Annotated in this window: 10 protein-coding genes and 1 pseudogene; all 11 read right to left on the reverse strand. The window is 52.7% G+C overall.

Annotated features, from left to right (window positions below):
* Positions 1–2: 2 nt before the first annotated feature.
* Positions 3–1,265: a stage II sporulation protein P gene (gene spoIIP / locus AC1BI1_RS09355; protein WP_476717016.1), complete on the reverse strand. Its 1,263-nt coding sequence runs from the start codon at positions 1,263–1,265 to the stop codon at positions 3–5.
* Positions 1,258–1,992 (reverse strand): DUF1614 domain-containing protein, encoded by a 735-nt coding sequence (locus AC1BI1_RS09360; RefSeq protein WP_476717017.1) that lies wholly within the window; start codon positions 1,990–1,992, stop codon positions 1,258–1,260. The genes spoIIP and AC1BI1_RS09360 overlap by 8 nt, the downstream gene beginning before the upstream one ends.
* A gap of 64 nt (positions 1,993–2,056) precedes the next feature.
* A complete protein-coding gene (gene fni / locus AC1BI1_RS09365) occupies positions 2,057–3,124 on the reverse strand; it encodes a type 2 isopentenyl-diphosphate Delta-isomerase (protein WP_476717018.1) in 1,068 nt (355 codons plus the stop codon).
* The gene (locus AC1BI1_RS09370; protein WP_476717019.1) at positions 3,102–5,162 is read right to left on the reverse strand and encodes a bifunctional 4-hydroxy-3-methylbut-2-enyl diphosphate reductase/30S ribosomal protein S1; all 2,061 of its coding nucleotides are present in this window, start codon (positions 5,160–5,162) and stop codon (positions 3,102–3,104) included. The genes fni and AC1BI1_RS09370 overlap by 23 nt, the downstream gene beginning before the upstream one ends.
* Before the next feature lie 75 nt (positions 5,163–5,237).
* Positions 5,238–5,831, reverse strand: coding sequence for a lysophospholipid acyltransferase family protein (locus AC1BI1_RS09375; protein ID WP_476717020.1), 594 nt, complete (start codon positions 5,829–5,831; stop codon positions 5,238–5,240).
* A gap of 21 nt (positions 5,832–5,852) precedes the next feature.
* Positions 5,853–6,521 carry a (d)CMP kinase gene (gene cmk, locus AC1BI1_RS09380; RefSeq protein WP_476717021.1) on the reverse strand — a complete coding sequence of 223 codons (669 nt, stop codon included), beginning with the start codon at positions 6,519–6,521 and terminating at the stop codon, positions 5,853–5,855.
* Positions 6,518–7,801, reverse strand: coding sequence for a 3-phosphoshikimate 1-carboxyvinyltransferase (gene aroA, locus AC1BI1_RS09385; RefSeq protein WP_476717022.1), 1,284 nt, complete (start codon positions 7,799–7,801; stop codon positions 6,518–6,520). The genes cmk and aroA overlap by 4 nt, the downstream gene beginning before the upstream one ends.
* Positions 7,802–8,152: 351 nt before the next feature.
* On the reverse strand, positions 8,153–9,259 hold the full coding sequence (locus AC1BI1_RS09390) for a prephenate dehydrogenase/arogenate dehydrogenase family protein (RefSeq protein ID WP_476717023.1): 1,107 nt from the start codon (positions 9,257–9,259) through the stop codon (positions 8,153–8,155).
* Positions 9,252–10,097, reverse strand: a complete 846-nt coding sequence (gene pheA / locus AC1BI1_RS09395; RefSeq protein WP_476717024.1) for a prephenate dehydratase — start codon at positions 10,095–10,097, stop codon at positions 9,252–9,254. Before pheA ends, AC1BI1_RS09390 begins: the two co-directional genes overlap by 8 nt.
* Entirely contained in the window at positions 10,094–11,122 is a 1,029-nt protein-coding gene (gene aroF, locus AC1BI1_RS09400) for a 3-deoxy-7-phosphoheptulonate synthase (protein WP_476717025.1), read from the reverse strand. Before aroF ends, pheA begins: the two co-directional genes overlap by 4 nt.
* A gap of 426 nt (positions 11,123–11,548) precedes the next feature.
* Positions 11,549–11,719, reverse strand: a pseudogene (locus tag AC1BI1_RS09405) (DDE transposase); the annotation flags it as partial.

Below are 11,719 nucleotides of genomic sequence, written 5' to 3' on the forward strand. Positions count from 1 at the left end.
TGTCAATCCTTCTGCCAGTCTTTCCTCTCATCATTTGGCGCTAATTTTTCCGCCGGTACCTTCTCTTTCTTAAGAACATTTCCTTCCTCGCGGCCCTTCTCCACCCGCTGGCGCCAGCGCGGCCCTAAAAGGTTGGTCCATTCCACGGAAGTATATTGTTTTAACCTGGCTAAAGCTTTATCCCACCCGCCTGAACTTAAGATCAGGAAGGCTCCGCCGCCAATTACAAAAGCCAGGATAACAAAGAGAACACCCTTCCAGTCGCCAGGCGTACTGGGCGCAGCAGGCCCTGGCTGGGGAGTAATGCCTAAAACCGTGGGTATTACATCAGCCAGCAGTCCCGCGCCTCGCTGGGCCTCTTCCCGGGTATTGGTATGGGTACCTATTTCGAAAAGAACGGCCCGGGGTGAAAGGTCCTGATTATAGCTACCTGCTCCGATAAAAATCCCGCGAATAAGTCCGGGATATTTAGCGTCAGCAGCAGCCTTGATCTTTTTGGCAAAGTCTAGATTAGCATTCATATTCTGGTTTTCCCGGCCTATTACCAGCCGCACTTTGGTAATACTTTGATTGGCTACAACCTGCTGGTAAAAAGTGGGGTCAGGAACACCGTCGCGGTGAATATCAAAGATAGCAGCAGGTCCTTTCTGTATAAGCTGCATGGCTGTGCGCCGGGAACGTTTATAAGAATTATTGTCATGGGGTTCGTGGGCTGAAAGATCGTGATCTACATTTACCCCCAGGCTGCGCAATTTACTGGCAAACACTGCTCCCACTTTGAAAATGCCCCCTTGCCCGGGGATACTTTCAGTACCATCGGTGGGCACATAAGACTCGTCGCTATGAGTATGGTAAATAGCTATTAAATTCTTTGCTCCCCCTGCCTGGGCAGGCAGGCTTTCACCCAGCGAAGCCGAGGATAGAGATTCCTTTTCCAGCATAACTTCTTCCCGGCCCACCCGGGTACATATAGCTTTGTCCCCCTCTATGCGGGCAACCCGGTAGCGGTAGTTATCTTCGGCAATGAATTCATCGTCTTTATAAACTGTACGGGCCATTTTATCTAGTACTCGTCCCTGTTCGTCTACCAAAGTGGTATACGGGCCTACCGTATGCTCCTTCAAGGTAAGATTTAAACCTTTAAAATTGACTGCTGGCAAAAGGGTTGGTCTTTCCGGAAGCCATAGCTTGTAGGTCAAAGCCAGGCTAATTATGGCCGCCAGCAGCAAGCTTAAAGGTACGTATCCGGTAAATCTTTTAGTCACGGTCTTCACCGCCCCTTTTCTCTTCTGGCAAGGCCTTTTTAGCCGGCGTGAGGCGTAGACCTTCTAAAAGGGTTCTGGCTCGCCCTTCCACTGCCGGGCCTCCTTGCAGGCGCTCCCGTGCCTCGCCTACCAGTTCTGCCAGAAGGACAGCTACAATACCTGACAAAAGGCTGACATCCATGACTCCAGCCCCCCCTATGGCTACTGTACCGCGCACCCCCGAGGTAGCCAATACAATGTAATCAATCACATCCAGAGCGAGCACACCCAATATGGCGGCTACAAAGGCCGCCCGGCGCGAGCGCCCCACAAGATAAGCTATTCCCCCGGCCACCAAAGGGTAATAATAGAGGGGATCCAGGATATTCATGGCAAAATCCCAGGGCTCGCGTCCCCGCATTAACCAGCTGTTAAGGCCAAAAACTACTCCTGCGGTAACCGCTGCAGCCAGTAGAGCCCTAGCGACCTCCTTTCTCGTACCGGCACGATACAATACATAGAAGGCCAGACCTAGAGGAATCAATCCACCACCAACGTTAATAGAACTGACAATTCTCCCCCGCGTTAAGGGGATGTTGATAAAGCTGCCTACAATGGTGGCAGCTACCAAGGCCAGGGCTGCCTTATCGCTTAAGTACAGGCGATCCAAGACCCTTTGAGCCAGCCCAAAATAGATTAGGAGAAAAACAACTACCAACGCTATAACACCTAAGGGATAACCGGCCATAAAAAATCTCCCCTTTCCAGCTATATATTGCGCTGAAAAGGGGAGAAATATACTGTCCACAGATTTAACGACTAGCAAAGCGGGCAGGGTCAATACCTCTGTTTACCAGCCAATGGTAAGTAAGCCCTGTAACAACTACCGGTTTTCGCTTTAGCTCTCTAATATTACGGGCTCCACACAGCAGGCAGATGTTCTTAAGCTCTTTCTTCCACAATTCGATCTCGGCTATTAGATGATCTTCGCCCTTTTCTAGTAATACCTTCAGGAAATATCCGGCCACACCCACCAGGCTAGCACCCAGGGCCAGGGCCTTGGCAGCTTCCAGAGGGCTTTCAATACCCCCGCTGGCTATAATTTCTAATGGTAGCCCGGAAGAAGCCACTTCTGCCAGGCTTACTGCCGTAGGCAAGCCCCAACCAATATAGGAACTTTTCTCCACCCCGGCCCGTCGGCTTTCGATGGCTGCAAAATTCGTACCCCCGGAGCCGCCCACATCTATCCGCCTGACTCTACAGCCATATAACGCCAGGGCCACTTCCCGGGATATGCCGTTACCCACCTCTTTAACAATAACCGGTACCTGTACCGCCGCGACCATTTCAGCTATTCTCTGTTGGTAATACCGAAAGGTGCGATCTCCCTCCGGCATCAGCAATTCCTGCAGGACGTTAAGATGAACCTGTAAACCATCGGCAGCAATCATCTCTACCGCCCGACGGGCATCGGCTGTGGAAGTGCTGGCACTAATATTGGCAAGAATTATGCCTGTTGGATTTTCTTCGCGCACTATAGAAAAGCTGGCTCGGGCTTCTGGTTCTTCCAGGGCTATCCGCTGGGAACCCACGGCCATAGCAATACCGGTTCGAGCAGCAGCCCGGGCTAAAGAACGATTAATGGACAGGCTGGCCGGGGTTCCTCCCGTCATGGCATTAATAATAAAAGGGGCGGCCAGGGTTTTCCCCAGCCACCGGCAGGTTACATCGATCTCACTTAAATCCAGTTCCGGCAAGGCTTGGTGTACTAAATGGACATCTTTAAAGCCATTAGGTTGCTCGCCCCAACCCTCCTGGTAAAGTTGGAGGTGGTCCAGCTTGCGTTGAAATCTAGGATTATTCTGTTCCGAAAAGATCACCAAACAGATCCCCCAATTTGACACCACTTTCGCTATCTTCTTCCTGGTATTTTCCGGCCGGTTTAGGATTTTCTTGCTTCTTTTTGTCTCTTAAGGCCTGGCGCAGGCTGAGGCTCATTCGCTGGGCTTCCTGGTCCACCTTTAACACTTTGACGGGAATAGTCTGCCCTATGCTCACTACATCTTCGGGTTTCTCTACGTGGTGTTCGGCCAGCTGGGAAATATGCACCAGCCCTTCAATTCCCGGCTCCACTTCCACAAAGACCCCAAAGGGAGCGAAACGTAATACTTTGCCTTCCACGATGGTACCGACCGGGTAGCGTTCTTCTGCAGTATCCCAAGGATTGGGCAAGAGCTGTTTGCGTCCCAAAGAAACCTTGCCTTCTTCCTTGTTGATTCCTAAAACTTTAACTTCAATTTCCTGGCCTTCGGTCAAAACATCCTGCGGGTGTTCCACGCGCCCCCAGGATATTTCGGAAACATGCAGGAGCCCATCTACACCGCCTAAATCCACAAAAGCTCCAAAATTGGTTAACCGCCGAACAATCCCTTTCCGTACCTGCCCTGGTTCTAAACTATCCCACGTAGCCTGGCGCTGCTTTTCAAATTCTTCTTCCAGAATGGCTTTCTGGGAAAGAACCAATTTATTTTTCGCCCGGTCCAGTTCAATGACGCGCAGGCGCAATTTCTTGCCCATATAAGAATTTAAGTCTTCCACATAGCCCCGCTCTACTAAAGAAGCCGGCACAAAACCGCGCGCACCCACATCTACTAACAGACCGCCCTTGACTATGCCAATAACTTCTCCGCAAATCTCTTCTCCGCTAGCAAAGGCAGCCTCCAATCTGTCCCAGGCAATACGGCGGTCGGCGCGTTTTTTGGAAAGTACGGGATGCCCTTCTTCATTTTCGGGCTTAAGAACCATCACCTGAATCTCTTGTCCCGCTTCCACGACCTCAGAGGGATCGTTGAAGCCGCGATAGGAAAGCTCATTTAAGGGGATGATCCCTTCAGATTTGGCTCCCACGTCCACCAAAACTTCATTATCCCGGACTTGCACCACCGTACCGCTTATGATGCTGCCGCGCCGCAACTTCGGTATCTCTTTTTCCATCTCATGTTGCCCTTCTGGCGCACTTTCTCCTCTGACTTCCTCTGTATGCTCCTTCACTTCATTACCGCCGACTTCGGGGGCTTTTTCTTCCTCCAAAACTACTTGCAGCTCCTCCAACATTCGCACTACCTCCTCAATAATCCACGCCGGAGTTGAAGCACCACCAGTCACCCCTACCTTACGAGCACCTACAAACCACTGGTGGCTCAGCTCTCCAGCCTGCTCCACATGGTAAGTGGGCGTACCTGTCGCCCGGCAAAGCTCCACAAGGCGGCGGGTGTTGGCACTTTCCTTACCACCCACCACCACCATAACGTCAACCTGCCGGGCCAGCTCTACTGCCGCCTCCTGCCGGCGCCTGGTGGCCTCACAAATGGTATTGTATGCCACCAACTCGCCGGTTTTCGGCCGTAAAGCTTCCACTACTGCCTCAAACGTCGTTGGCGACTGTGTAGTCTGGGCAATCACTGCCCGCCGTGGATGGTAAGCTAAATTAGCAGCCTCTTCCGCTGAAGATACTACTACAGCCTTTCCTCCCGCCCACTCTACCAGTCCCCTGACCTCGGCATGTTCCGGCTCGCCGACTATGACTAATTCAAAACCGGAAGTCATAAGCTCCTGCGCCAGCTTCTGGGCCCGCTGTACAAAAGGGCAGGTTGCATCTATCACTTCCAGCCCTCTTTCCTTAGCTTCAGCCAGCACCTGTGGTGGTACCCCATGAGAGCGTAGTAGTACTCTTCCTTCCTTCACTTCTTCTAAACCGGCAACTGGCCGCACGCCTTTAGCCGCCAAGTCTTCTACTACTTGACGGTTGTGAATTAGAGGCCCTAGCGAAGCTATGGGCTTCGGAGCTGTCTCAGCTTTTTTTACGGCCCGCGCGACACCGGAACAAAACCCCGCATAGTCGGCGACGATCACATCCACCGGGTCATCTTCTCCTTGTAACGTTAATAAGAGTTCGCGAAAAATCGGCTAATTCCTGCCTCTAATCCTAAAAACCTATAATTCCTGCAGCAATTTGGCTATGGCTTGACGCGACTGCTCAGTTAGCTCTTCTACCTCCTGAGGGGTATAACTGCCGCTGCGGCGAGGAAAAAGGGGGGCACCAATAGTCACATAAAAAGGATGAAACCATCCTTTACGAAAGATATTATCGGTACCCTTCAGGGCAACGGGCACCAGGGGCGCGCCCGTTTTCAAGGATAAGAGCGCCGCACCCCCATAGAAGCGCCCGAGTTCCCCCGCCCGAACCCGCGTGCCCTCGGGGAACATTCCCACTACCTGGCCTTGCCGCAGTACTTCCAGGCTGGCCTGGAGGGCAGCCCGGTCGGATCTGCCTCGCTTGACAGGAAAGGCCCCTAAAGCGCGTAAAAGGACTCCTAACCCGGGTATTTGAAAGAGCTCTTCCTTGGCCATGAAGCGCACCTGGCGAGGGACGGCTACTCCTACGGCCACCGGATCCCAAAGGGATCGGTGGTTAGCCACCACTATAGCAGGCCCCTCTTTAGGGAAAAGCTCTTGCCCTTTTACCCGCCAGCGACAAACGTAGCGAAGAAAGAGATAGCAGATAAACTTCGCAAAACGGTAAAACAAAACGGGGTTAACCCCTTCCTTTTAGGAAGTTTGCCTAATTATATATAAAATATGTGCGGTTACCTCATCGGGTGATAGGTTGGTGGTATCGATAACAATAGCCTCCGGAGCCGGTCTTAAAGGAGCCACAGCCCGCTGGCTATCCTGCCGGTCGCGTTTTTCAATTTCCCTCTTTACTTCTTCCAGAGATACCTGCTTCCCCTGGGCTACCAGCTCTTTCCAGCGCCTCTTAGCCCTCTCTTCTAAAGAAGCAGTTAAAAAAAACTTATAGGCTGCCTCCGGCAATACGTGAGTGCCGATATCCCGTCCATCCATTACTACTCCGCCTCCGGCAGCCATTCTTCTCTGCAGTTTGACCAGTTGTTCACGTACCCCGGGTAAAGCGGCCACAATGGATACCTGCTGCGAAACTTCCGGGCTGCGGATCTCTTTAGTTACGTTATGTCCATCGCAATAAATTGCTATTTCCTCCGGCGACACTTTTTTAAACTCCAAAGAAGTAGTTGCCGCCAGCTCAGTCAAGGCCTTCTCGTCGTCGACATTTATGCCTTTGTGTAAGGCCTTCCAGGTAAGGGCCCGGTACATAGCCCCGGTATCGATATATAAATAGCCCAGCCTCTCCGCCACCTGCCGAGCTACCGTACTCTTGCCAGCACCAGCCGGCCCATCGATGGCAATATTGCTCCTCACTTAATTAAAGCCTCCAGATCGGACATAAAGCCTGGATAGGAAATGGCCATACATTCAGCGCCCCGGATAACTGTTTCGCCTGTGGCGATGAGGCCCGCTACAGCCAGGGCCATTGCCAAACGGTGATCGCCATGGCTGTCCACCACTGCCCCGTGCAGAGTACCCCCCTCCAAAACCATACCATCGGGCAGAGTCTCTATTTTTGCTCCCATTTTACGCAGCTCCACTGCCAGGGTAGTGATGCGATCGCTTTCTTTAACCTTTAACTCGGCCGCGTCCTGAATAATGGTATGACCCTGGGCTACAGCGGCAGCTACAGCTAATACGGGTATCTCATCAATTAAACGAGGAATAAGGGGACCGCCAATCTTAGTTCCCCGCAAACTACTGCTCCGGGCTCTGATAACCCCGTAAGGCTCTCCTGCGCTCAGTCCTTCCGGATAAACCTGGATCTCGGCTCCCATATCTTCTAATACTGTGAGTAAACCGGTACGAGTGGTATTTAGCCCCACATTGCGTACCACTATTTCCGCCCGGGGATGTACACAAGCGGCCACCAGGAAAAAGGCGGCAGCAGAAAAATCGCCAGGAATATTTATTTGAAAAGGCCGCAACCTTTGCCGTCCCCAGAGGCTAATTTTTAAATCTTCTTTTTTAATTTTTACTCCACAGAATTCCAGCAAACGCTCACTATGATCCCGGGCAGGTACGGGTTCCCGCACTGTTGTTTCACCTTCGGCCCCAAGGCCGGCCAGCAAAATGGCCGATTTCACCTGAGCACTGGCCACCGGCAGACTATAATCTATGGGACGCAGGCTTCCCCCTTTTATGCTTAAAGGTGCCAGATTACCCCCTTCACGCCCCCAAATATGGGCACCCATTTGCCTTAAAGGTTCGGCTACCCGTCCCATGGGCCGCCGGCGCAAAGACCTGTCCCCGGTTAGTACTGAATAGAAAGGCTGTCCGGCCAGTACGCCCATGAGGAGGCGCATAGTGGTGCCCGAATTGCCCGCATCCAGCACATCTTCGGGTTCCTTTAGGCCCTCCGGTCCCTGCCCCCTGATCTTAAGGACGCCCTCCCGAGGTCTCTCTATCTCAACTCCCAGGGCCTGTAAGCAGCGTAATGTGCTTCGGCAATCCTCGGCTTCCAGAAAACCTCTGATCTCCGACACCCCGTCGGCTAAAGCAGCAAAAATGGCTGCCCGGTGGGAGATAGATTTGTCTCCGGGTGGAGTAATTTCGCCTCGTAAATCCGGCGTTGGCCTTACTTTTAAGTCCAACCTTTTTTCCTCCCCGACACCAAAGTTAGCAGGAAAGCTATGGCCTGTCAAGCGCTGCTGCTTAAGCTGGCGTATCTCCACTTTCTGCTGGAGAGACCTGCTTAAGCTTCAAACGAGGTTCTTTCCCGAGCGGCAGCTCAGGCTCTAAGCTTGGCGAAAAGCGAAGGCAGGCCCGTGGCCATGGGTAACCTTGCGGCCGGCAATTGAGACAGGAAGTCGAATTTGCCGGGAAACCTGCCAAAAACTTTTAGGCCAAGTGTTAGTTTGGCCTGCGAGGGAAGCCATACCGGAGCTAAAGCTGAGCAGGCCTGGGTTCGAAACTGGTGAGAACTCAGCTGCTTAACATTGACCCTAACTGCTGTCCCGCCAGCGGGCTGTAACGCCGTGCCGGCGCAAAACGGTTAAGGCCTGTTCCGCTGCCGAGGCACTGGTAAAGCCTAAGCGTATGGTCCCCCCTTCTCCCTCCCGCACCCTTAATATTTCGATATCGCTAATATTGATCCCTTCTTGTCCCAGCATCTGCCCTATATGGCCGATCACTCCAGGTTTGTCGGGAACCGTTATCACAATTTCATGTAAAGCAGGTAACAATCCCTTCTGCCGGGCAGGGATTTGAGCCCGCAAACTCCGTGCGTTTTGTAAAACTTGTTCCAGGCCTGTCCCATCCCCCGCTTTTATTAAATCCTCTAACCTCTGAAGCTCCTGTTGCCAGAGTTCCAACATCTCCAGAATGGTCTGAGCATTGCTTAAGTAAATATCCCGCCACATGATGGGATTTCCCCCTGCAATGCGGGTGGTATCCCGGAAACCGCCGGCGGCCAGCATTAAGAGTTGCGGGTGCTGTTGGGAAAGTTTAGCGGCCAATTGCATTAACGATACCGCTATTAAGTGGGGTAAATGGCTAACCGCGCCTACTATACGGTCATGGTCTTCGGGGGAAAGGCAGAGAACTCTGGCTCCCAGGGCTTTAAGAATTTTTTCTAGCCAGTGGAGGGCTTTCTGATTGGTCCTTTCCGTAGGGGTTAAGAGGTAAACAGCATTCTCCAGGAGATAGCGGTCGGCAGCTCCGATGCCGGCCCGTTCCGAGCCAGTCATGGGGTGACCGCCAATATAATTCGCACGCGAACCAAAAATATCTTCCAGGTCCCTGACCAAACTGCCCTTGGTACTGCCGGTATCGGTGATCACCGCCTCAGGCGGCAAATAAGGGGCTATTTGGCGGGCCACTGTCAGCAGAGAGCCTACCGGTACGGCCAAAATCACCAGATTCGCGTTTTTTACTGCTGCCGGAGCGCTGCCCGCCACCTCGCTTATAGCTCCTACTTCAAGACCCAGTTCCAGTGCCCGGGCCTCCCGGTCGTAACCCACCACTTCTCGGGCCACTTTCCCCTGGAGTAGGGCCATTCCCATGGATCCCCCGATTAATCCCAGGCCAATAATGGCTACCCGTTCAATCATGAGCCCTCTCCCCTTCTTTATGGCAAGTATAAGAACCCAAAACTTTCAACAGGGCTGTCCGGGACTTTAAGGACGCCAACACGCCGGACAGGGGCTCTAAATCCGCATGGCCCTCACAATCGAGGAAAAAAAGATACTCGCCCAATTCTTTCTTGGTAGGGCGAGATTCTATACGGGTTAAATTAATTCCGGCCTCGGCAAAATAGCGCAGCACCTCATAAAGGCCTCCAGGCCGGTTCTCGGGTACAGCCAGGACCAGGGAGGTCTTATAGGGTTCCCCTCCTTCTAGAGTCTCCCGGCCGACCACCACGAAGCGGGTCTTGTTCCCGGGATAATCTTCAATTCCTTCATAAAGGATATGCAGCTGATATAGAGCAGCCGCAAAGGAAGATCCTATGGCGGCCACGTCCTCCCGGCTGGCCGCCACGCGCATGGCTTCTGCTGTGCTGCTGGCCGCACACAGGCGAACGCCGGGCAAATGCCCGGACAGGAAACGCCGGCACTGGGCCAAAGCATGGGGATGGGACCATACTTCCTCTATTTTTTCTAATTCCCGGGTCCGGCCGGCCAGACAATGGTGAATTTCCAGCACCACTTCTCCAATAATGCGGAGCTCCGGTTCTTCTAAGAGCAAATCCAGGGTCAGGTTAACGCTTCCCTCGATTGAATTTTCTAAGGGCAAAACCGCCGCCTGACTCTGACCCTTATGCACTGCCTGAATAACTTCAGGAAGGTTATCCACCGGAAGAAGGGCTACGGCCCCTACCCGGGAAGCCCAGACCACGGCCGCCTGGTGGGAAAAAGTTCCCTCTGGGCCCAAATAAGCTACTGTTTTCATCCCTGTACCCGTGCTAAACTCCTCCCTAATACTCCTGCCACCTGAGCCACCTCGCGCACCAGGGCGGAAAATTGTTCGGGCTTTAGGCTTTGCGGCCCGTCGGACAGGGCATTTTCCGGATTGGGATGTACTTCTATCAGCAATCCATCAGCCCCGGCCGCGATTGCTGCCCGGGCCAGGGGGGCTACGAGCTGCCTTTTACCTGTACCATGGCTGGGATCGGCTATTACCGGCAAATGGGAAAGCTGTTTTACCGCCGCCACCGCACTTAAATCTAAAGTATTGCGGGTATAGGTCTCAAAGGTGCGGATACCCCGTTCACAAAGAATAACCTTAAAATTCCCTTCAGCCAGAATATATTCGGCTGCCAGCAACCATTCCTCTATGGTAGCGGATAGCCCCCGTTTTAAGAGTACGGGTTTATCCAACTTAGCTACTGCCTGCAATAGAGCAAAGTTTTGCATGTTGCGTGAACCGATCTGCAATACGTCAGCGACTTCAGCTATGGCTTGAGCTTTAGTCTGATCCGTTACTTCGGTGACAATGGCCAGGCCTGTTTGTGCCCGCGCTTCAGCTAAGATTTCCAGTCCCTGTTCAGCTAAGCCCTGGAAGGAATAAGGAGAAGTCCGGGGCTTAAAAGCGCCGCCGCGCAACATGGTGGCCCCAGCCTCACGCACGGCATGGGCCGTCTCCAAGAACTGTTCCCGGCTTTCCACAGCGCAGGGCCCAGCAATAATTTGAATCTCCGGCCCGCCAACGCGGAGCTCGCCCACCTGTACAATGGTATCCTCCGGTTTGAACTCTCGTCCGGCCAGTTTATAAGGCTTGAGTATAGGAACTACCTTCTCTACCCCCGGCATAGCCTCCAGGGCCAGAAATTCCAGCCGGCTTTTATCCCCGATGGCGCCAATTACCGTACGCACCACCCCCCGAGACAGGTGGACCTTGAAGCCCTCCTCCTCCAGCCTCTTTATTACGGCCTGGATTTCCTCTTCACTTGCTCCGCCCTGCATCACCACTATCACAACTTATCCCCCCTTACAGTTTACCTTCCGATGGTAAGGCCAACCGCCAGGAGGTGATAGAAAAAAAGCGCCACCCCGCCAGGAGCGACGCCCTATTGGTAACGACCTCACCCTCCTGCCGTCCTACCATCCTGCTTACCTCCGGAAGAATCCGGATATAAAACTACCATCCTACAGTGTAAGTTTACTGTAAACTATACCACAGCTACCCCCTCCTGGCAAGGGGTAACTTGGTGGAGGCATCTGCGTTGTGGCCGATTTTGTAGAGGGCCTTGACATAATCTTACAAAAGCAACCCTATAATTAAAAGGTAGGCGCCTCAGGAATATAAAAAGCCTTAAGGAGATGGCAAGCGTTGGTAAAATAACCCCAAAAAGGGTACACTAATCCTTTTTCCATCCTTCATGCTAATATTTACCACTAGCTTTAGGCTGCCTTTACTAAACTACGTAGGTTTTCTCCTTTCTTTTCTCGTATCCTCCCTAGCGCCATGGCCAGCATCACCGCTAACGCTAGAGCGCATCTTAAACTCATCTTCTTTAATCCCCGAATAAAGTGTTGCTCAAACCCAAAACTCTGGTCTAAACGGCTGTTTAC

This window comes from Thermanaeromonas sp. DSM 22490 (assembly GCF_056378755.1).

Excerpts from the sequence above, each read along its gene's own strand:
- AC1BI1_RS09360 (WP_476717017.1), bottom strand. The coding sequence starts at position 1,992 with ATGGCCGGTTATCCCTTAGGTGTTATAGCGTTGGTAGTTGTTTTTCTC.
- AC1BI1_RS09390 (WP_476717023.1), bottom strand. The coding sequence starts at position 9,259 with ATGATTGAACGGGTAGCCATTATTGGCCTGGGATTAATCGGGGGATCC.
- pheA (WP_476717024.1), bottom strand. The coding sequence starts at position 10,097 with ATGAAAACAGTAGCTTATTTGGGCCCAGAGGGAACTTTTTCCCACCAG.